This is a genomic window from Hartmannibacter diazotrophicus, assembly GCF_900231165.1.
Taxonomy (GTDB): Bacteria; Pseudomonadota; Alphaproteobacteria; order Rhizobiales; family Pleomorphomonadaceae; genus Hartmannibacter; species Hartmannibacter diazotrophicus.
This window is the reverse complement of sequence record NZ_LT960614.1, coordinates 3,662,797-3,685,987: the sequence shown is the minus strand read 5'-3', so window position 1 is coordinate 3,685,987 and position 23,191 is coordinate 3,662,797. Positions and strand designations below refer to the sequence as shown.

The 23,191-nt window shown below is 65.0% G+C and carries 16 protein-coding genes; 6 read left to right on the top strand and 10 right to left on the bottom strand.

The window, feature by feature from the left end:
- Window positions 1-73 precede the first annotated feature (73 nt).
- Window positions 74-1,369: an oligosaccharide flippase family protein gene (locus tag HDIA_RS17170; RefSeq protein ID WP_099557275.1), complete on the top strand. Its 1,296-nt coding sequence runs from the start codon at window positions 74-76 to the stop codon at window positions 1,367-1,369.
- Window positions 1,370-1,490: 121 nt separating this feature from the next.
- On the opposite strand, the gene HDIA_RS17165 is transcribed toward HDIA_RS17170, so the two are convergent.
- The 10 genes from HDIA_RS17165 to HDIA_RS17120 form a co-directional block, all read right to left on the bottom strand.
- A complete protein-coding gene (locus HDIA_RS17165) occupies window positions 1,491-3,296 on the bottom strand; it encodes a chloride channel protein (RefSeq protein WP_099557274.1) in 1,806 nt (601 codons plus the stop codon).
- Window positions 3,297-3,528: 232 nt separating this feature from the next.
- Window positions 3,529-4,629: a cobalt-precorrin-5B (C(1))-methyltransferase gene (locus tag HDIA_RS17160; RefSeq protein WP_099557273.1), complete on the bottom strand. Its 1,101-nt coding sequence runs from the start codon at window positions 4,627-4,629 to the stop codon at window positions 3,529-3,531.
- A 101-nt stretch (window positions 4,630-4,730) separates the two neighbouring features.
- Window positions 4,731-6,200, bottom strand: a complete 1,470-nt coding sequence (locus HDIA_RS17155) for a cobyric acid synthase (RefSeq protein ID WP_245883926.1) — start codon at window positions 6,198-6,200, stop codon at window positions 4,731-4,733.
- 34 nt (window positions 6,201-6,234) lie between these two features.
- Window positions 6,235-7,581, bottom strand: coding sequence for a glycosyltransferase family 4 protein (locus HDIA_RS17150; RefSeq protein WP_099557272.1), 1,347 nt, complete (start codon window positions 7,579-7,581; stop codon window positions 6,235-6,237).
- Complete coding sequence (locus HDIA_RS17145) at window positions 7,578-8,264, bottom strand: CDP-alcohol phosphatidyltransferase family protein (RefSeq protein ID WP_099557271.1); 687 nt, start codon at window positions 8,262-8,264, stop codon at window positions 7,578-7,580. The genes HDIA_RS17150 and HDIA_RS17145 overlap by 4 nt, the downstream gene beginning before the upstream one ends.
- Window positions 8,265-8,546: 282 nt before the next feature.
- On the bottom strand, window positions 8,547-9,395 hold the full coding sequence (locus tag HDIA_RS17140) for a fumarylacetoacetate hydrolase family protein (protein ID WP_099557270.1): 849 nt from the start codon (window positions 9,393-9,395) through the stop codon (window positions 8,547-8,549).
- Window positions 9,396-9,524: 129 nt separating this feature from the next.
- Window positions 9,525-10,049 carry a sarcosine oxidase subunit gamma gene (locus tag HDIA_RS17135; protein ID WP_157775705.1) on the bottom strand — a complete coding sequence of 175 codons (525 nt, stop codon included), beginning with the start codon at window positions 10,047-10,049 and terminating at the stop codon, window positions 9,525-9,527.
- Window positions 10,042-13,008: a sarcosine oxidase subunit alpha family protein gene (locus HDIA_RS17130; RefSeq protein WP_099557268.1), complete on the bottom strand. Its 2,967-nt coding sequence runs from the start codon at window positions 13,006-13,008 to the stop codon at window positions 10,042-10,044. Before HDIA_RS17130 ends, HDIA_RS17135 begins: the two co-directional genes overlap by 8 nt.
- Entirely contained in the window at window positions 13,005-13,277 is a 273-nt protein-coding gene (locus HDIA_RS17125) for a sarcosine oxidase subunit delta (protein ID WP_099557267.1), read from the bottom strand. Before HDIA_RS17125 ends, HDIA_RS17130 begins: the two co-directional genes overlap by 4 nt.
- A gap of 7 nt (window positions 13,278-13,284) precedes the next feature.
- Entirely contained in the window at window positions 13,285-14,535 is a 1,251-nt protein-coding gene (locus HDIA_RS17120) for a sarcosine oxidase subunit beta family protein (RefSeq protein WP_099557266.1), read from the bottom strand.
- 205 nt (window positions 14,536-14,740) lie between these two features.
- Here HDIA_RS17120 and HDIA_RS17115 point away from each other — a divergent pair, with 205 nt between their 5' ends.
- From HDIA_RS17115 to HDIA_RS17095, 5 genes are all read left to right on the top strand, one after another.
- Window positions 14,741-15,637 (top strand): class II glutamine amidotransferase, encoded by an 897-nt coding sequence (locus HDIA_RS17115; RefSeq protein WP_099557265.1) that lies wholly within the window; start codon window positions 14,741-14,743, stop codon window positions 15,635-15,637.
- On the top strand, window positions 15,637-16,323 hold the full coding sequence (locus HDIA_RS17110; protein ID WP_099557264.1) for a GltB/FmdC/FwdC-like GXGXG domain-containing protein: 687 nt from the start codon (window positions 15,637-15,639) through the stop codon (window positions 16,321-16,323). Before HDIA_RS17115 ends, HDIA_RS17110 begins: the two co-directional genes overlap by 1 nt.
- Window positions 16,323-17,657, top strand: coding sequence for an FMN-binding glutamate synthase family protein (locus tag HDIA_RS17105; RefSeq protein ID WP_099557263.1), 1,335 nt, complete (start codon window positions 16,323-16,325; stop codon window positions 17,655-17,657). The genes HDIA_RS17110 and HDIA_RS17105 overlap by 1 nt, the downstream gene beginning before the upstream one ends.
- Before the next feature lie 69 nt (window positions 17,658-17,726).
- Window positions 17,727-19,031, top strand: coding sequence for a type III glutamate--ammonia ligase (gene glnT / locus HDIA_RS17100; protein ID WP_099557262.1), 1,305 nt, complete (start codon window positions 17,727-17,729; stop codon window positions 19,029-19,031).
- Between the two features lie 500 nt (window positions 19,032-19,531).
- Window positions 19,532-23,182 (top strand): EAL domain-containing protein, encoded by a 3,651-nt coding sequence (locus tag HDIA_RS17095; RefSeq protein WP_157775704.1) that lies wholly within the window; start codon window positions 19,532-19,534, stop codon window positions 23,180-23,182.
- Window positions 23,183-23,191 lie beyond the last annotated feature (9 nt).

Here is a 23,191-nt window from a genome sequence, read left to right as displayed (position 1 = left end):
CCAGCGATCTGTTGCCAGTTAAGGGCTTAAGTTTGCAGAGGAATTTTATTCGTTCTGTTTCGTGGGGTTGCTCATGAACAAAAACAAGATTCTTTTGCTTGTTTCCCTGATTTCAAGAATATTTCTCGGCGCCTTTACCGTTCTCATTCTTGCCAGAAGTCTCGTGCCATCGGAGTACGGCTTTCTGGTCACGATCATCGCCTATTCGACCATCGGTTCGCTGTTCACGGATTTCGGTTTCGCGGTGCAGGCGCTACGCGATATCGGGGCCGAACCGCACAGGGCGGGTGAAATTCTCGCCGCCAGCATCCGCGTCAAGAATATCCTCGTTCTGCTGATCTCGCTCCTTTTCGCCGTCGGGCTTGTCGTTGCCGAGATCCCGGCCGATCTCGTCATCCCGTCGATCGCGCTCTATCTCTCGGTGATTTCGTCGTCCTACTGCGATCTTGGCGCGGTGGCGCTGCGCGGGGTCAACCAGTATGCCGCCGAGACCTACGCCATCGCGGCGGGCGCCGTGATCTTCCTCGTGCTGCTGGTGGCCGCGGCGTTGCTCTCGGGCAGCCCGACGGCCTTGTGCCTGGCGCTCTTTGCGGGACGTTTCTCGCAGGCGTTCCTGTGCTTTGCAGCCGTGCGGCGCTACATGCATCTTGGAAACTGCCTGATCGGCAACCTGCGCCAGGCGTTTCAATTTGCCAAGCAGTCCTCGGGGCTTGCCGCCGACTCGATCCTGACCGTCATCCAGGGTCAGATCGACATCGTTCTGCTCAGCATGGTGCTCAGCCTGCACATGACGGGCTCCTACCAGATCGTCGCGCGGCTTGCGAACTACGTCCTGCTGCCGACCCAGGTCTATGCCGGCATCTACATTCCGAGCCTTTCGCATGGCTTCAAGAATGGCGATCCGAACGTGCGGCGGACCGAACGGCGCATGATCCTGGAGCTGTTCGGCTATGGCACTGTGATGGGGGCAGCCTTCGCGTTCATTGCGCCGATCATCGCGCCGCATGTCTTCGGCAGCGCCTATAACGTTCCGTGGGGCGTGTGGCTCGGTTTCGGCCTGCTGCTCGTCGTCAAGGGCCTGACGTCGTCCATCGGCACATCGCTCATCGCCCGCCGCGACGTGAAGTTCCGCGTCATCGGGCAGGCGGCCAGCCTCACCGTCCTCCTGACGGGCTTCATTGTGTTCGTGCCGATCTTCGGCCTCGTCGCGGCGCCGATGACGCTCGTCGCGGCATCGCTCTCCACGCTGACGGCCTATGTGATCGGTGTCCTGCGCTCGAATGCCCGGATCGGACAGGCGGAAGCGAACCTCGAAAGACAAGCCGAAGCGGGACTGGAAAAGGGCGGACCGGATACGCTGACCACGTAAACGGACAGGGCCGGCTTCTGTCATGGTCGCCGGTCGACCAGCCAACAGCAAAAATGCTTCGGCGGCCCGGAGTTCTTACCCCGAGCCGCCGCAAGACTGACTGCCGTTCGCCGATGTCCGCTCAGCCGTAGTGGTTGCGCACCAGCGCGCCGGCAATCTCCGGCTCATCGATGACACCGACGATGTCCTCCGGGCGCGGCACGCCGGGGCCTTCCTTGATGATCACGGCGAAGGTGCGCTGGCGCTTGCTCATGCGCGTCATCACCGTGTTGAGCGTGCTGGAGTCTGCGGCAAGAACGAAATCGCGCGTCACGATGTCGGCGAGCGTCTGGCCGGCGAAACGGTCCGGCTGGTAGGGAATGCGGCCGATGCGGATGAAACCGGCAATGCGGCCGCCTTCCGAAACCACCACATGCTGACGGCCTTCCGCCGGCAGAGACTTCAGCATCTCCTGCACCGACATGTCGTCGGGAAAGACGGTGAAGGCGGTGCTCATCGCCTCACGCGCCGGCTGGACCAGGAACATGTTGGTCGAGCGGTCGGTGGGGATGGGCTTGCCGCGGTTGCGCAGCTTGATGGTGTAGATGTCGGAGGAAACGAGCGCCCTCCGGACGCCGACGGCAAGCGCCACCGCCAGAACCAGCGGAACGATGATGCCGTAATCGCGCGTCATCTCGAAGATCATGACGATGGCGGTCATCGCGGCGCTGGTCGCGCCGCCCACCATGGCGCCCATGCCGATGACGGCGAAGGTCGGTACGTCGAGATTGGCGTTCGGGAAGACCATCATGCCGAGCACGCCGACCGCTCCGCCGAGCGTTGCGCCCATGAATAGGCTTGGCGAGAAGATGCCGCCGGAGGCGCCGGCGCCGAGGCTGATCGAGGTCGCCAGCAGCTTGCCGAAGAACAGCGCCATCAGCACGAAGAAGACGGTCTTGTCGCCGTTCAGAACCGACTGGATCGTGGCGTAGCCGACGCTCATGACCTCGTAATGCCCGGTCCATTGCAGGAAGCCGTAGCCCATCAGGCCGACGATACCCATGCCGATCACGTTCTGCAGGTAGGGATTGATCGGCATTTCCTCGAAATAGTCCTCGCAGAATTCGAGGACCCGCACGAAGGCCCATGCCGCAACGCCCATGGCGGCGCCGACGGCGGCCGCGACGACCAGTTCGGGGATGTTGACCGTCTCGATCTGCGGCAGCGCGGCGACCGGCACCACGAAGGCCGACTCCACGCCAAGAACGAGGCGGGAGATGTAGGTGGAGGTGGCGGTCGCCGCGACGACCGGCAGGAAGGTGCGGGTGCTGACTTCCGGCAGAAGCACCTCGACGGCGAAGAGCACGCCGCCGAGCGGCGTGTTGAAGGTCGCGGCGATGCCGGCGCCGGCGCCGGCTGCGAGCAGCGTGATCTTCTGCGAGCGCGTCATGCCGAGATAGCGGGCGAATGTCGAGCCGAAGGACGAGCCGATCTGGATGATCGGGCCCTCTCGGCCGACGGAAGCGCCGGTTCCGATGGAGAGCGCGGAGGCGAGCGACTTCACCACGGCCACGATGCCGCGCACGTTGCCGTCGTTGTGATAGATCGCGTACATCACCTCCGGCACGCCGTGGCCCTTGGCTTCCGGCGCAAATGTGCGCACCAGGAAGACGACGACGAGGCCGCCGAGGATCGGCACCAGGATGACGAACGGTCCCCAGGGGCTTTCCGGACCGTAGGCGTTCGGATTGAGCTCGAAGGAGAAGATGCCGTAGTTGGTGAGATTGCTGATGAAGGCAATCAGGAACTTGAAGATGATGGCGCCGAGCGCCGCAACGCAGCCCACGATAAAGGCAAGGAACGTCAGGACCGGAAGCGAGAATTCGCGTTCTTGCGGTTCAGCGGCTGGGGCGACTGCGGAAGGCAGGCTTTCTGGACTTGTAGTCACGGCGGCTCACGAAACTCTGGAGGGGTGGCTCTTTGGTTTTGAAGTCGCGGAAGGCGTCGGAGCGGGCGGGTCCATCTGGAGAGGCCCATGGCGTAATCCGTCGATGTCCCTATGGCGGGAAATGACGCGGGAGTCCACCGCCAGCCATGCAAAAATCGGCTGAAATCGGGCAACAGACCTGTTCCCGCGCGATTTCCGCATGGTTAGGCATCAATGCAACAGGCGCTGCTCGTCAGGCCGTGGTGTCGGTTGCGTCCGTCAGGGCGACGAGGCCGCCCTTGCGGTCGAAGACGGCCACGTCGAGCCGGATATCGTCCCGCCCAAGGGCTCGTTTCGCGGTTGCCTGTGCCTCCCGCGCGACGTGCTCGGCGAGCGGAAGACCAACGGCGGCCGCCATTTCAAGCACTTCCATGGCCGTGTTGGCCGAGACGACACGCGTGACCGAAGCGGGATCGCCGCCGACCTGACGAAAACGGTCTGCGAGCCAGTCGAAGTCGACGCTGTTGCGCTTGGAATGAAGGTCGAGCCGCCCCTGGGCGAGTTTCGTCATCTTGGCGAAACCGCCGGCGATGGTGACGCGGTCGACCGGATGGGAGGCGATATATTTCAGCATGCCGCCGACGAAATCGCCCATGTCAATCAGGGCTTGTTCCGGCAGGCCGAAGAGCTTGCGGACGGCGGTCTCGGAGGTCGCGCCGGTCGAGCCGGCGATGTGGCGGAGGTTCGCCGCGCGGGCGATGTCGATGCCGCGGTGGATCGAGGCGATCCAGGAGGCGCAGGAATAGGGGATAACGATCCCGGTGGTGCCGAGGATGGAAAGGCCGCCGACGATGCCGAGACGGCCGTTCATCGTGCGCTCGGCGAGCTTTTCGCCGTTTTCCACGCCGATCTCGACAATGACATCCGGCGGTACATGCGCGCTGGCGGCGACCCCCTCGATGGCTGCGCATATCATCTGGCGCGGCACGGGGTTGATCGCCGGTTCTCCGACGGCGAGCGGCAGGCCGGGCAGGGTGACGGTGCCGACGCCCCTGCCGGCCCTGAAGGTGACGCCGGAGCCGGGCGTGCCGCGCCGGACGGTGGCGATGATGAGCGCGCCGTGGGTCACGTCCGGATCGTCGCCGGCATCCTTGACGACGCCGGCGCGGCCGAAATTGCTGCTATTCTTACAGAAGGCGAGCGCGAAAGCGGGGCGGGAGCCATTCGGCAGGGTAACGGGAGCGGGATCGTCGATCGGAATACCGAGAAGGGCCTGGAACGCGGCGCGGCTGGCCGCCGTTGCGCAGGTTCCCGTCGTCCAGCCGCGACGGAGCGCCTTGCCGTCCTCGGGCATTGCGGCGGTGTCGGTTTCTTCGGGCGCGGGCGATGTCACGGCGACGGTCGTCTCTTGCGGTTCCAGATTAGGCGGCTGGCGCGAGTCTGCCGCAAGGCCGGTCAGCGGGCAATCGCCAGCAGCCGGTCGAGATCGACATGCGCTTCGAGATGACTTGCCAGCGTATCGAGCGCCTCCTCGACGCGGGCCTCGAAGGCGAAGTCGCCAGCGGCGATGCCAAGCTCCTCAAGAAGATGGGCGCGCTGGCGGTCGTTGGCCAGCAATCCGTGCAGATAGGTGCCGGAAACGAGGCCGTCCGCCGAACGGGCGCCATCGGGCCGACCATCGTCGATGCGCGCGAACGGGCGTTCGGTATCCGGGCCGGTGGTCCTGCCGACGTGCATCTCGTAGCCGCTGAGGGGAATGCCGTCCGGCAGGCTGATGCCCGAGACCGCAACGAGGCTCTTGTCATCGGTCAGCACCGTCTCGATGTCGAGAAAGCCGAGACCATCGATACTTCCGGGCAGTCCCTCGATCCCCTGAGGATCCGAGATGCGCAGGCCGAGCATCTGATAGCCGCCGCAGATGCCGAGAATGCGCCCGCCGCGGCGTAGATGCACCGCAAGATCATGATGCAGGCCAGCCTCCACGAGCACGCGAAGGTCGGCGATGGTCGCCTTCGAGCCTGGCAGGATCACGAGCCGGCTTTCGGGCGGAATCGTCTCGCCGGGCCGAACCGTTGCGAGGCGGACGCCGGGCTCGGCGGCGAGCGGGTCGAGGTCATCGAAATTGGCGATGGACGGCAGGACGAGGACAGCAATGGTTGCTGCATCATCCTCGGCCGATGTCAGAAGCCCGTTGCGCGACAGGCTCATGCCGTCTTCCGCCGGCAGCCGCGCGGCGTCCGGCAGATGCGGAACGAGCCCGAGCCCTGGCCAGCCGGTCTCGCGTTCGATCAGGGTCATGCCGTCGGCAAAGAGGCTTGCATCGCCGCGGAAGCGATTAACGAGGAAGCCCGCGATCATCGCGGCGTCGTCAGGCTCGACCACCGCCCGCGTTCCGACAATCTGGGCAATGACGCCGCCGCGATCGATGTCGCCGACGAGGATGACGGGAACATCGGCGGCGCGGGCAAAGCCCATGTTGGCGATGTCGGCGGCCCTGAGATTGACCTCGGATGCGCTGCCGGCGCCTTCGACGAGGATGAGATCGGCATCGGCCTTGAGGCGGGAGAAGCTGTCGAGGACGGCCTGCATCAGGCGCGGTTTCCAGCCCTGATATTCCCTCGCCGTGGCGTTGCCTTCGATCCGGCCCTGGACAACGACCTGCGAGCCTATGCCGCCCTGCGGCTTCAGAAGCACGGGGTTCATGTGGACGCTGGGGGCGACCCGCGCCGCGCGGGCCTGAAGCGCCTGCGCCCGGCCGATCTCGCCGCCATCCGCCGTGACGGACGCGTTGTTGGACATGTTCTGGGGCTTGAACGGGAGAACTCTCAGCCCGCGCTGCGTGAAGGCGCGGGCAAGGCCGGCGACGATCATCGACTTGCCGACATCCGATCCCGTTCCCTGGATCATCAGTGCGCGGGCGGTCATGGACAGGCTTTGCCGGTCGGTTGGGTAGCCGCCATCACGCGCTCTCCCGCATCTGGGCATGCAGCGCCGCGTCGGGGTCGACGACGAAGGTCTCGACACGCTTGGCATAGTCGCGCGCTGTGAGGAGCTTGAACGCTTGCCGCGCAGTCTGGGGCAATGCGTGGGCCACGTCCGGCTGCTGATCGAGACGCGAGACGATTTCGCTGACCCATGCCTCGACGTCATGCGGGTCCAGCAGGGTTGCCGCCCCATTGGCTTCGGCGGTGATCTCCGCGTGGACGGCGAGATTCGAGGCGATCACCGGGGTTCCGAGCGAAAGGGCCTCGACGATAGGAAGGCCGTAGCCTTCGGCGAGCGAGGGCATCAGGAGGGCCCTTGCGTGGGCCATCAGGGTCTTCAGATCAGGGGTCGGAAGGCCGCTGGCGACAATGACATGGCGGCGGAGAACCGGATCCTCGCGCAGTTGCTGGAGGATGTCCGCGCTGCCGTATTGCGGCGAACCGACGACCACGAGATAGGGCAGGCGATTTCCCAGTTTCCTGCCAAGCTGCTGCCAGACCTTGAAAAGCAGACCGAAATTCTTGCGCCGTTCGACAGCGCCGCAGACGAGAAAATAGGGTGGCAAAGCTGCAAGGGCTGCATGCGGCTTGTGCGGCCGCGTGAAGATGTCGGGTGCGGGCAGGGGCAGCCGGAGGGTGTCGATGACGTGGCGGCCGCTTTTCCTCAGAGCGGTGTCGATGGTCTTGTGGGCCGCTTCCGTCGTCACGATCAGGCCGTTGGCGTGGCGGGCGGTCAGTTCGATCATCCGGGCGTGCGCCCTCACGCCCATGGGGACGCAGAGTTCCGGGTAATCGATCGGGATCGTGTCGTGCAGCATCATCACTGACCGGACGTCTGGCCTGTCTTCCAACCATCTCAGGAAGAAGGGATGGGCCATGCCGATCTGGCCGATGTTAACGTAGGCGGCCCCTTGCGGGAGGTGCCGTACCGTGGACCGGCCGAAGGAGAAGCCGGTCTTGCCAATGAGGGAGAGTTCGCGCGCGGCCCGCGCGAGATGGGAATCGTGTCGCCGCGGCCGTGGCGGCTTCGGCGCCTTGGAGCCGTTCAGCACCTTCAGGACGTGGCGGAATTTGGTGCTCTCGTCGTCGTCGCGATTTTCCGACCAGAGACGTTCCAGGTGATTCAGCCCCTTGAGAACGCGGTCGCGCTCGTAGATGCGCGAACCCAGCGGCGTCGGCATCACGCCAAAGCAGTCGCCTTCGTAGGTCTCCAGAAAATGGCGCGCCAGAAGCCCGTCGATCCGGTCGATGCCGCGCGGCGTTCGGGACAGGGGCCCGAGAAACAGCCGCAGGATATCGTAGGCGACCGGACGCTTCATCATCGGCCCGATCTGAGATCGTCCTCCTTGCGGAGCTGCGCGGCGCTGGTTGCGATCGTGTAGAAGACGATCGCCAGCATCACGACGGCCGCCGCAATGAACGAGAGGTCGTATTGCGTCATGTCGGCGCCGAGGACCGTGAGGTGGAACGGCGGACAGAAGATCATCACGATGGTCGTCAGGATCAGAAGAAGACGCACCTCGGTCAATCCCATGCCGGCGAAGGACATGACGAAGACGCCGGAGACATTCTGCCAGAGGAAGACGCAGATGTTGACGAGCAGCCAGGCGACCAGGAGGAAGAGCGACACGTCCATGCGGGCATAGGGCGAGGCGCCAGCACCGATCACCACGAGGCTGTGGCAAAGCGAATCAAGCGACTGGTCGAGGAAATAGCCATAGCGCTCGCGGGACTGGTTGCGGAAGCGGGCGAGCGACCCGTCGAGGGAATCGCCGAGCCAGTTGAGAACGAGGCCGAGAAACGAGAGGTAGAGATAGCCGGTGCCGAAGGAGCTGAGGCCGTAGCCGAGAGCCGTGATGACGCCGCCGAGAACGCCGATGGCGGTCAGAAGATCCGGGGACATCCATGCCGGCATCTTCTTGCAGAGCCAAAGCAGCACGGGCTTTTCAAGGGACTGGATGAATCCGTCGTTCGTCCGCTTGGACCCGGCTTTTGCGCTTTCCATTCCTGTCCCGACTGCTGCCCACAAGGGTGTCGTTCATCGGCTCGCGCCTCATGGGGCGCCCTGAGGCTGACCGCGATGAATGTGGGCTGATCACGGCAGGAGAAGGGCAGACGAGGCGAGCCTGTTCAAGATCCACCCCGCAATCAATAAAACGAGAGGCGAATAACCGGCGGGCTCATATAGGCCGACTGGATCGGCATCCGCAAGCCGGTTAAGGAGGGAACCAGCAGGACGCCGCCAAGGGCGGTGGCCGGAGCGTTGCCCCGGTCCACCGGGCGGGCATTACGCGCCGTAGGCTTTCACTTCCTGGCGCTGCGCGCCGAGTTTCTCGATACCCAGAGTGACAACATCGCCGGCCTTCAGGTATTTCGGCGGCTTCATGCCGAGGCCGACGCCGGGCGGCGTGCCGGTGGTGATGACGTCGCCGGGCTCCAGCGTCATGAACTGGCTGAGGTAGGAGACCATCACCGGAACGGTGAAAATCATCGTCTTCGTGCTGCCGCGCTGGCGCTTCTCGCCATTGACGTCGAGCCACATGTCGAGGGCCTGCACGTCGCCGACTTCGTCCTTGGTGACGAGCCATGGGCCGATGGGGCCGAAGGTGTCGCAGCCCTTGCCCTTGTCCCACGTGCCGCCGCGCTCGATCTGGTAGGCGCGCTCGGAGACGTCGTTGATGCAGACATAACCGGCCACATAGTCGAGCGCGTCGGCCTCGGAGACGTAGTTGGCCTTCTTGCCGATGACGATGCCGAGTTCGATTTCGTAGTCGGTCTTTTCGGAGCCCGGCGGCATGATGGTGTCGTCATCCGGCCCGCAGATGCAGGAGGTCGCCTTCATGAAGACCACCGGCTCGGAGGGGATCGGCATGCCGGCTTCCTCCGCGTGGTCGACATAGTTGAGGCCGATGGCGAGGAACTTCGGCACATGCGCGATCGGGCAGCCGATGCGCGGGCTGCCCTCGACGAGAGGCAGGGTGGCCGGATCGGTCGCGGCAAGGGCGGCAAGGGCCTCGGGGGACAGCCGCTCCGGGGTCAGGTCGCCGACAAGGGCCGTGAGGTCGCGGATGCGGCCGTCCGCATCGAGAAGGCCGGGGCGTTCCTCGCCGGCGGGGCCGTAGCGCAGCAGTTTCATGGGAGAAGAGTTTCCTTGCCTGATGACGTGTTGTTCTGAGCAGGCGGCAGGGGATGCCACCTCCTGGGGAGGCGCAGTTCATCAGCCTGCCGGACGGTTTGCAAGGGCCGTTCGGTGCCGGGAAACGAGTCAGGGGCGGTGCAGGACGGCCTGAAGCGACGTTTCGGCCCAATGGGCAAAGCTCTGCGCCATGCTGCGCGGCACCGCCATGCGGAAGGCCGTTTCCTTCGGCCTCCAGAGGAAGGCCTGAATTCCGGCGATGTCTGTGCCGGCGCAGGCTCCTGCGGGGAAGACGGAGGCATCGAGGTCCAGGCCGCAGCCGAGCGCGAGAACGTCCTGTGCGGATGGGCCGGTCAGCGCGAAGACGGCTCGGCCATCGCTCTGGTCGGCGACGAGGGCATTTCCTGCTGCGAGCGTCATCAGGCGTTTTTCCAGCGCCCAGCCATCGGTCTTTTCGGCGATTACGAGCCATCGCTCCGGACCGAGGCCGAGGATCAGCAGGTCGCCGGCGCTTGCCGATCGTCCGGTCGGTGGCAGTTCGATGCCGAGTTCATTCGCGATGGCCGAGGAAACGCTTCCGCGCGACTGCCGCGAGACCGTGACCTGAACCAGGGCGAGGTCGATCGGGGAAAATGTGGTCGCAGGATCAGCCACGGGTGCGCTCCCCTTTCGGATCGACGAAGCAGGGTGGGCAGACCTCGGCTTCAAGATCGCCGCCTCGAACCGGATCGTAGACGCGGACGATCTCGCCGTGACGGTCCGTCCCGTTGCGGAGATAGCCAAGGCCGATCCAGTGATCGAGGACCGGCGAGAAGGCGACCGAAGTCACATAACCCTGATCGTTCGCGGCGGTGGCCTCCGTGCCTTTTGGCAGCAAATGGGCGCCGGCGCGCAGGCGAACGGTCCTGTCGACAGGCTTGAGGCCGACGAGGCGGCCGCGCTTCGGATCGGTCAGTTCCTCGCGGCCGGCCAGCGTGCGGCCGATACAGGCATGCGGCCGTTCGGCGAAGGCGCCGAGGCCGAGTTCATGGGCACTGACCTGCCCGTTGAATTCCGCGGCTGCGGGATGTCCCTTTTCGATGCGCATGACGCCGACGGCCTCAAGGCCATAGGGGATGACGCCGAGATCGACGTTGTTGTCGACGAGCGCGGCCATGACCTCCGCCCCCTTGCGTGCCGGCACCGCGATCTCGAAGGCCAGTTCGCCGGAAAAGGACAGGCGGAAGATGCGGGCTCGCACACCGCCGAGCACGGTGGTTTCGATCAGGCCCAGGAAGGGCAGGGCGTCGTTGGAAATGTTCGTTCCGGGATCGACGATGCGCGAGAGCGCGTCGCGCGCCTTCGGGCCGACGAGCACCAGCTGCGCCCATTGCTCGCTGACCGACTGGATGGTGACGTCCAGCCCGGGAAAGAGCACCTGCCGGACGAATTCGAAATGCTCGTAGACCTTGGCCGCGTGCGCGGTGGAGCAGGTGACGACATAGTGGGTCTCGCCAAGCCGGGCGATGGTGCCGTCGTCGAAAGCAAAGCCGTCCTCGCGCAGCATGAGGCCATAGGTGCATCGGCCGATCTTCAGCTTTTCGACCGAGTTGGCGAAAAGGCGCATGAGATAGGCGCAGGCATCGGGGCCCAGCACCTCGATCTTGCCGAGCGTCGACATGTCGGTGACCCCGACGCCCTCGCGGACGGTCATCACCTCGCGCTTGACGGTGGTCAGCCAGTCCGTCTCGCCGTCTTGAGGGAAATATTCCGCCCGCCACCAGTGGCCGGATTCTATCATGCTGGCGCCAAGCGCCTTGGCGAGGGGATTGGTCGGCGCCTCGCGCAGCGGCCGGAAGGCGCGGCCGCGATGGGGGCCTGCCAGCGCGCCGATCGCGACGGGCTCGATGGGCGGGCGGCTCGTGACGAGGCCCGTCTCCGGGATGGAGCTGTTGGTGAGTTCGGCGAGGATCGCAAGGCCGTTGAGGTTGGCGGTGCGGCCCTGATCGGTCGCCATGCCAAGGGTCGTATAGCGTTTCAGGTGCTCGACCGAGACATAGCCCTCGCGGGCGGCAAGGGCGACATCGTCAGCGGTGACATCATGCTGGAAATCGACGAAGGCTTTGGCCTTGCCGCCGGCGACATGCCAGAGCGGGCTGATGGCGAAGCTGTCGTCGCTGGCGCGCGGCGTGTCGAGCGATGGGCTCTTGAGGCCGAGGGCTTCGAGGGCGTCTGCGGCGTTGGTAAGGCCCCCGGCGAGGCAGTCGCCAAGGCTCATCGCGCCGGCCGCACTTCCGGCGAGAGCCATGCCCTTCGGCAACGGACCGTGGCCGAAGGCGAAGATTTCGTCATCCCAGGCCGGCCTGCCGCCAAGGTGCGAGGCAAGCTGGATATTCGGCTGGAAACCGCCGGAAAGCCCGAGCGCATCGCAGCGGATGGTCTCGGTGCCGGCATTCGTTTCGACAACGATCTGCTCGACACGGTCGGAGCCCTCGACTTCACGGACGCGGGCACCGACGAGGCATCTTGTGTCCGAAACGGCCTCCAGCAGATGCGGGGCAACATCGTCGCGGGCGTCGATGATCGCGACGACGGGAATGCCGCTTTGCCGGAGATCAGCGGCCGTGTGCCAGCCGGCGTCATTGGCCGTGAAGATCGCCACGCGCTGGCCGACGGCGACCGCCTGCCGGACGGCATAGTGCCGGATCGTGCCCGCCAGCATCACACCCGGCAGGTCGTTGCCGGAAAGGACGATCGGGCGCTCCGACGCACCGGCGGCGACGATGCTGCGCTTGGCGACGATGGTCCAGAAGCGCTGCCGGGGCTGGAAGGGCATCGGGACGGCGAGATGGTCGGAGACCTTTTCGAGCGCGCCGAAGGTGCCGTCGTCATAGGCGCCGAAGACGCTCGTGCGCGGCAGCAGGCGGACATTCGGAAGGCTGGCCAGTTCCTCCAGAATACCGTCCGCAAAGACGGCTCCCGGTTTGCCGTCGATCTCGTGATGCTCGCCGAGAAGCCTCCCGCCGAGGCGGAAATCGCTGTCGGCGAGGATCACCCGCACCCCGGCCCGACCGGCTGCCAGCGCCGCCATCAGGCCGGCGGGGCCCGAGCCGACGACGAGGAGGTCGCAATGGGCTGTGGCCGCCTCGTAGCTGTCGGGGTCGGGAAGGCCGCTGGCGCGCCCGAGGCCGGCGGCGCGGCGGATCATCGGCTCGTAAAGCTTTTCCCAGAGAGAACCCGGTCCCTTGAAGGTCTTGTAATAGAAGCCCGCAACGAAGAGCTTCGAGAAGAGGCCGTTGACGGCCATGAGATCGGTCTGGAGCGAGGGCCAGCGGTTCTGGCTGACGGCTTCGAGGCCCTCGTAGAGTTCCGCCGTCGTCGCCTTGATATTCGGCTCCACCCTTGCGCCGGAGCGAAGGGTGACGAGGGCGTTGGGTTCCTCGGGGCCGGAGCCAAAGATGCCGCGCTTGCGATGATATTTGAACGAACGGCCGAAGAGCGTGACGCCGGAGGCAAGGAGGGCCGAGGCAAGCGTGTCGCCGGGATGCCCCTCATAGGCCTTGCCGTCGAAGGTGAAGCGCAGGGGCTGGGTGCGGTCGATGAGGCCGCCCGCAAAAAGCCGGCAGCCGGTCATGATGCCCGCTCCGCCGTTGCCTCGCGGGCGAGCCGCGCGCCGGAGATTTCATGGCTGCGTGTGTTGCGCGTCACCTCCAGCCACATGCCGCAGCCGGCGCGGTGGTACCAGAGTTCGCGGATCGTGCCGGCGGGGTTGTCGCGCAGATAGACATAAGCCGAAAAGGCCGCTTCGCCGGCATCGTCCGCCGGGCGTTGAAGGCTCGCGTCTCCCCGGTAGGTGAATTCGGCGGCATCGCGCAGGCCGCAGCAGGGACAGGGAAGTCTCATCGGGGCCTCAATGAAGGTTCGGCTGGGCGCCCACGCCCTTTTCGTCGATGACCGCGCCGCGCGCGAAGCGGTCGAGGCGCAGGTCCTTGGCGGCCGGATGGGGCATGTCTGTCGCGATCAGGTGGGCGAGGCATAGGCCGGCGGCGGGCGTCGCCTTGAAGCCGCCGTAGCACCAGCCGGTGTTGAGATAGAGCCCGCCGAGCGGCGCCTTGTCGATGATCGGCGAGCCGTCCATGGACATGTCCATGATGCCGCCCCAGTTGCGCAGGACCCGAAGGCGGCCGATCATCGGCATCACGGCCATACCGCTCTCGCAAACGTCGCGGACGACCGGCAGGTTGCCGCGCTGGGCATAGGAATTGTAGCCGTCGATGTCGCCGCCGAAGACGAGGCCGCCCTTGTCGGACTGGCTGACGTAGAAATGGCCGGCGCCGAAAGTGATGACGCCCGGAATGAGCGGCTTGACGCCCTCGGAGACGAAGGCCTGCAGCACGTGGCTCTCGATGGGCAGGCGCAGGCCCGCCATGGCGGCAAGGCGCGAGGAATTGCCGGCCACCGAAAAGGCGGTCTTGCCGGCGAAGATCGCGCCGCGCGTTGTCTCGACGCCGGTGATGTTGCCGCCCTCGCGGATAACGCCGGTGACCTCGCAATTCTCGATGATGTCGACGCCAAGGCTGTCGGCGGCGCGGGCATAGCCCCAGACGACGGCGTCGTGCCGCGCCGTGCCGCCGCGCCGCTGCAACAGGCCGCCTCGGATGGGAAAGCGCGCATTGTCGAAGTCGAGGAAGGGCGCCATTGCCCGGACGCCGGCCGCATCCAGCAACTCGGCATCGACGCCATGCAGGCGCATGGCGTTGCCGCGCCGGGCGTAGGCATCGCGCTGGGCGTCGGAATGGTAGAGGTTGAGGACGCCGCGCTGGCTGACCATCGTGTTGAAGTTGAGGTCGCGCTCCTGAGTTTCCCATAGCTTCATGGAGAACTCGTAGAAGGGAATGTTGCCGGGCAGCAGGTAGTTGGATCGGATAATGGTCGTGTTGCGGCCGGCGTTGCCCGAGCCAATCCAGCCCTTTTCGACGACGGCGATATCCCGGACGCCATAGGTCTTCGCCAAGTGATAGGCCGCCGCCAGACCATGCCCGCCGCCGCCGACGATGACGACGTTGTAGAAAGGCTTCGGGTGCGGCTTGCGCCAAGCCTCGCCCCAGAGCCGATGGCCGGCAAGGGCGTTTTTGGCCAGCGTGAAGACATTGTAGCGCATCGGGGGCTCGTGACTTGAGCGGGTCGCGGCAGAGTGTCCGCGAGAGGGCTTGGGCGGTTCATGGCAGAGTGTTCATGACCGCGCCGCCGCTTCAATAGCCCATCAAAAAATTCCTATCAAGAAATTTTCTTTCTTTAAAATTGACAGTGGCCGCCGGTCCGTCTACAGCTTCCCCCAACCTGTTTCTTCGCTTGAGGTGATCTCAATGTGCGGCATTGTCGGCCTGTTTCTGAAGTCGGACGAAAAGAGCGAAAAGCTGGGCTCGATGCTCTCCGGCATGCTTGGCGTCATGTCGGATCGCGGTCCGGATTCGGCAGGGTTTGCGGTTTATGGCGCGCCACTGACGGGGACGGCCAAGGTTACGTTGCGCGGGCCGGCGGGCACGGACTGGGGCGCCCTTCACGAGGCTCTTTCCGCCAGGCAGATCGCGATTGCCGGATGGGAAATCCGCGACACGCATGTAGTGGTGTCGGTCGGCCAGGATGACGTGGCGGCGTTCCGCGAAGCCCTCAAGCACGCCGCGCCGGAAGTCGATGTCGTCGGCGAGGGCAACCGGATGGAACTCTACAAGGAGGTCGGCCGGCCGGAGACCATCTCCAGCCGCTTCGGTCTTCCCGGCATGGCCGGCACGCATGGCATCGGCCATACGCGGATGGCGACCGAAAGCGCGGTGACCACGGACGGGGCGCATCCCTTTTCCACCGGGCGCGACCAGTGCCTCGTGCACAACGGCTCGCTTTCCAACCACAATGCCCTGCGGCGCATGCTGTCGCGCGAGGGCATCCGCATCGACACGGAAAACGACTCGGAAGTGGCGGCCGCGTACCTCACCTGGCGCATGCGCGAGGGCGACAATCTCGGCGAGGCGCTGACCCATGCGCTCGACGACCTCGACGGCTTCTTCACCTTCGTCGTCGGCACGGAGACCGGCTTCGGCGTGCTGCGCGATCCGATCGCCTGCAAGCCGGCCGTGATGGCCGAGACCGACGACTATGTGGCCTTTGCCTCCGAATACCGGGCGCTGGCGGGACTGCCGGACATCGCCTCGGCCCGCATCTTCGAGCCGGAGCCGGCCAAGGTCTATTTCTGGGAGCGTGCCTGATGCCGAGCTTCGATCTGGCGGCAACGCCGCTGCGCGACCTTAACGCCGCGCTGCATGCGCTTGGGCCCGACACCAATGAGACCGCTTGGACGGTCGATAATCCCGCTGGCATGCATGCGGTGGCGGTTGGCGTCGACAAGCCGGTCGAGATCACGATCAACGGCCCCGTCGGCTACTACTGCGCCGGCATGAACGAGGGAGCCGACATCACCGTCAACGGCAATGCCGGGGTCGGGGTGGCGGAAAACATGATGGCTGGCCGCGTCCACGTGAAGGGCGACGCCAGCCAGGCGGCCGGCGCGACGGGCCACGGTGGCCTCCTCGTCATCGACGGCAACGCCTCGGCGCGCTGCGGCATCTCCATGAAGGGCATCGACATCGTGGTGAAGGGCTCCATCGGCCACATGTCGGCGTTTATGGCGCAGGCGGGACGGCTCGTCGTGCTCGGCGATGCGGGCGATGCGCTTGGCGATTCCATCTACGAGGCGCGGCTTTACGTTCGCGGCACGGTCTCGAGCCTCGGCGCCGACTGCATCGAGAAGGAGATGCGGCCGGAGCATCTGGAGGAGCTTGCCAGCCTACTGGAGGCGGCCGGCGTCACCGATGCCGATCCGGCCGAGTTCCGGCGCTACGGCTCTGCGCGCACGCTCTATCATTTCCACATCGACAACGTGGACGCTTACTGATGTCGAGTTTCGATCACACGCCCAAGACAACGCCGCGCAAGTCGGCCACGTTCGACGACTACACGCTTTCGGAAATCCGGCGCGCGGCGGCGACGGGCCTTTATGACATCCGCGGCGGCGGGGCGAAGAAGAAGCTGCCGCATTTCGACGACCTGCTGTTCCTCGGGGCCTCCATCTCGCGCTATCCGCTGGAAGGCTATCGCGAGAAGTGCGCGACGACGGTGACGCTCGGAACGCGCTTTGCCAAAAAGCCGATCGAACTCAAGATTCCGATCACCATCGCAGGCATGAGCTTCGGTTCGCTGTCGGCGCAGGCGAAGGAAGCGCTCGGGCGCGGCGCGTCCACCATGGGAACCTCGACGACGACGGGCGACGGCGGCATGACGCCGGAGGAACGCGGGCATTCGTCGATCCTCATCTACCAGTATCTGCCCTCGCGCTACGGTATGAACCTCAAGGACCTGCGCAAGGCCGACGCCATCGAGGTGGTGGTGGGGCAGGGCGCCAAGCCCGGCGGCGGCGGCATGCTGCTTGGCCAGAAGATTTCGCCCCGCGTCGCCGAAATGCGCACGCTGCCGGAAGGCATCGACCAGCGGTCCGCCTGCCGGCATCCGGACTGGACGGGGCCGGACGACCTTGAAATCAAGATCGAGGAACTGCGCGAACTGACCGACTGGGAAAAGCCCATCTATGTGAAGGTTGGCGCCTCGCGGCCCTATTACGACACGGCGCTGGCGGTGAAATCCGGCGCCGACGTCGTGGTGCTCGACGGCATGCAGGGCGGCACGGCGGCGACGCAGGAGGTCTTCATCGAGAATGTCGGCCTGCCGACGATCGCGGCGATCCGCCCGGCGGTGCAGGCGCTGCAGGATCTTGGCATGCACCGCAAGGTGCAACTCATCGTCTCGGGCGGTATCCGCAACGGGGCGGACGTCGCCAAGTGCCTGGCGCTGGGCGCCGATGCCGTCTCCATCGGCACGGCGGCGCTGGTGGCGCTCGGCGACAACGACCCTGCCCACGAGGATGAATACCGCAAGCTGGGTACGACGGCCGGCGCCTATGACGACTGGCATGAGGGCCTCGATCCAGCCGGCATCACGACGCAGGTCCCGGAGCTTGCCGCTCGGCTCGACCCGGAAAAGGCCGGACGGCGGCTTGCCAACTATCTCGCCGTGATGACACTCGAATGCCAGACGATCGCGCGGGCCTGCGGCAAGAGCCACGTGCACAATCTTGAGCCGGAGGATCTCGTCGCGCTGACGGTGGAGTCGGCGGCGATGGCTGGCGTGCCGCTTGCAGGGACGAACTGGATTCCTGGCAAGGGCGGCTACTGACGGAACCATGGGAACAGACTGACGGGGCGCCGCACAAAGAGCGCCCCTTTTCACGACAAGGGGAACAACATGACGATCGATCTCGGCGCCGTCGCGGTGGACAGGGGCATCAAGTATTTCCTGATTTCCTACGCCGATCTCTACGGAACGCTGAGAGCCAAGCTGGTGCCGGCGGCGGCGATCAACGGCATGGCGAAGTCCGGCGCGGGCTTTGCCGGTTTTGCGACCTGGCTCGACATGACGCCGGCCAACTCCGACATGTTCGCGATGCCGGACCCAGCGAGCCTCATCCAGCTTCCCTGGAAGCCGGAGGTGGGCTGGCTCGCCGCCGATCTCGTCATGGACGGCAAGCCTGTCGAGCACGGCCCGCGCAATGTGCTGAAGGCCTTGACGGCGAAGGCCGCGGATGTCGGGATCGAGGTCAAGTCCGGCGTCGAATGCGAGTTCTTCCTCGTCCAGCCGGACGGGGCGGCGATCTCCGATCCGGCCGATATCCAGGCCAAGCCCTGCTACGACCAGCAGGCGCTGATGCGCCGCTATGACGTCATCACCGAGATCTGCGATTCCATGCTGGCGCTCGGCTGGAAGCCCTATCAGAACGACCATGAGGACGCGAACGGCCAGTTCGAGATGAACTGGGATTTCGGGTCGGTGCTTGAAACCGCCGACCGGCACGCCTTCTTCAAATACATGGTCAAGTCGATCGCGGAAAAGCACGGGCTGCGGGCGACCTTCATGCCGAAGCCTTTCCCCAAGCTGACGGGTTCTGGCTGCCACGCCCACGTCTCGGCATGGTCGCCGTCCGGTGAGAACCTTTTCGACGATCCGTCCGACGAGATCGGCCTTTCGGCCTTCGGCTACAAGTTCATCGGCGGCCTCCTGCACAACGCCGAGGCGCTCTGCGCGATCACCAACCCGACGGTCAATTCCTACAAGCGGATCAATGCGCCGGTGACGCTGTCGGGCGCGACCTGGTCGCCGAACACGATCACCTATTCCGGCAACAACCGGACCCACCTTATCCGCGTACCGGAGGGCGGACGGTTCGAACTGCGTCTGCCCGACGGTTCGGCCAACCCCTATCTGCTGCAGGCCGCGATCATCGCCGCCGGACTCGACGGCATCGCCAACGAGCGCGACCCCGGCAAGCGCCTCGACATCAACATGTATACGGACGGCCACAAGGTGCGCGGCGCGAAGAAGCTGCCGCTCAATCTCCTCGATGCGCTGCGGGCCTTCGACCGCAACAAGGACTTCAAGGCCGCGATGGGCGATGCCTTCTCGTCAAGCTATCTGAAGCTCAAGATGGCGGACTGGAACGACTATGCCTGCCACCTGTCGGCCTGGGAGCGCGAGACGACGCTCGACTGCTGAGGCGCGCGCGGCGCCGTTGCGTGATGGTGTTCCGGCGATGTCGCGCCTGTCATTGTCCCTAGTATACCAGCAACGGCGTTGATTCTTCTTGCATTCTCAGAGAAATTGAACGGAAACGCAGTTCATTTGAAGGACTTTCCACGGCGGATGGAAAGGCTCTTCGTGACTTTGGCAAATTCAATCGTTTGTTTAACCTCTGCGTGTAGGCTGGTTGCTGAATTGCCTCCTTGCCCCGGCGAGCGAAGGTTGTTGTCGATGGTTGTGTCCGCGCGACGAATATCGAGCGCTGGCCGTCGACGATGCCGGCGACAGGCACATGTCCGCACCAGCGTCAGAGGTGATCCGTGCTGCCAGCACGAGACCCAAGTGAGTGGCAGGAAAACGAAGGGGATCTGGACCGCTGGCTTGCGGGTCTCGGACAAGGCGCCGAGCGAAAGCTATGCTGGGCCGGCGCCGTTGTCCCGCTCCTGATTCCGGTCTGGGTCTGGGGGGGACATGTGTTGGCCCCTGCCGGCGACATGGCGCCGGCCGCATGGCCCTACGTCGCCATGCTTCCCTTTGCCCTCGTCATTGCGGCCGGCAACCTTGTTGCTTCGCACCGCAAATGGACGTTCTGGGGCGCTCTCGTCTCCTATCTTGCGATCGATCTCCTGGCTATGCGGGCCGGCGCGGCAATCGACGTCGGTGCCGACCGGCAGGCCATGGTCTTTGCCCTTCTCGCGCTGGTGCCGCTGACGCACTGGCGGGGAATGCCGGCCGGGGATCGGATGCGCCTGCAGCTTTTCGTCCTTCTCGTGCCGTTTGCGACCGGACTGGCGGGCGGGTGGCCGGGCTTTGCTCCGTGCACCTATCTCCTGTGGGCTCTGCCTGCGGGACTGGCCGGATTGTGTGCGAGCGCCATCATCGGAAAAGCGGAGAATGCCGAGCGGCAGGCGGTTCGCTGGCTCAGCGGCAAGAACGACCGCTGGCGGACCTTCATGCGGCACGCCAAATCCGGCATTGCCATTCTGGACGGCGATGGCCGGATCACGGAGTTCAATGCCTCGTTCGCAAGGCTCATCCAGAGGGAAAATGAGGACCTGCGGGGCTGCCCGATTGACGAATTTGTGCCGGACTTCAGCAAGCTGATGCTGCGCGAACTCATGGCGGCCGGCATTCCGATCACCCTTCCGGTTCATGTCAGCGGCCCCGAAGGCCTGTCGATCGATCTGGAGGTCTCGGGTCATTCGTTCATGTGGCTGGGGCAGAGGCGGTTCTTTGCCCATTTTAGGGACATCACGGCGAGCCGGGAGACGGAACGCTCGCTGCGGACCCAGGAGCGCATCTTCGCCGCGATCATGGCCGATGCGCCGGACAGCGTGGTCCTTGTCGATCCGTTCGATCTGCGCTTCGTCGAATTCAACGACAGAGCCTGTGCCGACCTCGGCTATACGCGCGCCGAATTCGGGGCCATGTCGATCTTCGATATTCTGGAGGATCCCAACCCGGAGATCGCGCAGGAGATCAACGTTAGTCTCAAGGCAACGCGGCAGACGAAGTTCGAGGATCGGTATCGGCACAAGGACGGACACCGGATCGATGTGTACGTCAGCCTGCGGCGGGTGAATATCGATGAACGGGCCTTCGTGCTCGGCTTCTGGTCCGACATTTCGGCCGAAAAAGCGATGCGGCGGGAGTTGGCGGAGCGAGAGCAATACCAACGGACGCTGATCGACAACTTCCCCTTCATCGTCTGGATGAAGGACCGGGAGGGGCGATACCTGACCGCCAACAGCTCATTCCTGGTCAAGCGGCATTTCAGTGAATTCGGCCAGTTTGTCGGCAAGACCGACTTCGAACTCTTTCCCGAGGACGCCTCCAGCTATGTCGACGAGGACAAGGCCGTCATGGAACGCGGGACGGCCCGCTTCAAGGAGGAGCAGGTTCTCCACGATGGCAGTCTGCTCTGGCTGGAGACCTATCTCGCCCCGGTCGTGATGAATGGCGAGACGCTCGGGACGATCGGTTTTGCGCGTGACATCACCGAGAAGGTTGAGAAGGACAAGCAAGTCCGTGAGCTTTCGCTGGCAGTGGAGCAATCCTCGAACGGTATCGTCATCATCGATATGAAGGGCGGTGTCGAATATGCCAATCCGGCCTTCCTTGCACCCTGCGGTCTGACGCTTGAGGAGGCGCGCGGCCGTCACGTGAGAGACCTGCGCGGCAACAGGACCTCCGACGAAGAACTGGCGCAGATGGCTGCCACGCTGGCGGCGGGCGAGCCTTGCCAACTGATCACGGACTATGTCGACGCCACGGGACGTCTTGCGACCGATCACGTGCGCGCGACGCCGATCCGGTCGCCCGACGGACAGATTCTGCGCTGCCTCGGCGTCCACGAGGACATCACCGAAGCGCGCGCCGCGGAGGCTCGGCTGCGAGCCCGCGAGCGGGAATTCCGCACTCTGGTGGAGAACTCCCCCGATCTCATCCTGCGTTTCGATTCAAGGCACGATCTGCGTTTCGTCAGCCCCGCCATCAGTTTCATGCTCGGGCACGATCCTGAGACGATGATCGGAAAGCCCCTCGATGAAAGCATGCTCTTCGATCGCGATGCCTTCGAGGAAAAGCTGGGGCAGGTCTTCCGCGGCGAGGGCGATCTCAACATGATTGCCCGCTTCCGGCACAGCTATGACCAGACGGTCCATGCGGAAGTGCATTTTGCGCCCGAGTATGACGACGACCGGCAGGAGGTCGTGACGGTTCTTGCCATCGTGCACGATGTGACCGACCGGGTCGCCCGCGACGAAAACATTCGCCGGCTCGCCTTCACCGACCTTCTGACCGATCTGCCGAACCGGGCGAAGTTCAACACTGTGCTCGGCGCGAAACTGGCCGCGGAGGCCCGTTTCGACCTGATGATGGTCGATCTCGACCGCTTCAAGGACGTCAACGACAGCCTCGGCCATTCCTTCGGCGACGAATTGCTGCGTCAGGCCGCCCAGCGCATCACCGGCGCTCTCGGGCCGGATGATCTCGTCGCCCGCCTTGGGGGCGACGAGTTCGCGCTGATCCTTCCCGGCGCACGGGCGCGGGAGGACTGCGAGGCCCTGGCGGGAGACCTGGTGCGGCGGCTTTCGGAGGCCTTCCATCTTGCCGACCGCGAGGTCTTCGTCTCGGCAAGCATCGGGATCGTGGAATGTGCGTGCAAGGAGACTTCGCCGGACGATCTGATGGTGCAGGTGGACGCGGCGCTCTACGATGCCAAGCGCGCCGGCCGGAATACCTTCCGCTTCCATCGCGAGGAACTGACGATCGAGGCCCGTGACCGGCTGGCGCTTGGCATGGACCTTCATGGCGCGCAGTCGCGCGGCGAATTCAGGCTGTTGCTGCAGCCGAAAGTCGATCTGGAGACGGGGCGAACGTCAGGGGCGGAGGCTCTCCTGCGGTGGCAGCATCCGGAGCGTGGGGCGATCCCGCCGGACAAGTTCATTCCGCTTGCGGAGGAGACCGGGCGCATCATCGAGATCGGGCGCTGGGTGATCGAAGAGGCCTGCCGTCATGCGGTCGTTGTCAACACGGGACGTGCGGTTCCCGTCCGCATCGCGCTCAATCTGTCGCCGCGCCAGTTCGTCCAGAATGATGTCGTCGCGACCTTGCGGGACGGGCTAAGGTCCACCGGATGCCGCGGCGAGTGGATCGAGGTCGAAATCACCGAGAGCCTGCTCATCAACGATTGCTTTGCGGTGCGGGAAGCGCTCGGCGAGATCCATGCTCTCGGCATCACGGTTGCGATCGACGATTTCGGCACCGGCCATGCCGCGCTGGCCAATCTCGACCGCCTTCAGCTCGACGTGCTCAAGATCGATCGCTCCTTCGTCAAGGATGTCGAGTGCGACGACCGCAAGCGCGAACTGATCCGGGCCTTTGTCGCCGTCGCCAGAGCCTATGATCTCGACGTCGTGGCGGAAGGCGTGGAGGATGTGATCCAGTCCCAGTTCCTGCGCGGGCTCGGCTGCAAGAGCGCGCAAGGGTACCTGTTCGGGCGGCCGATGCCGATCACCGACTTCCGGCTGTTGCTGAGCCGGCAGCCGGACGATGGCTGGCCTCTGATCGACGACGTTCAGGGCGAGACGCCGAAGCCCGACAAGGGACGGCGGGCAGCGGGCTGAGGAAGTCGC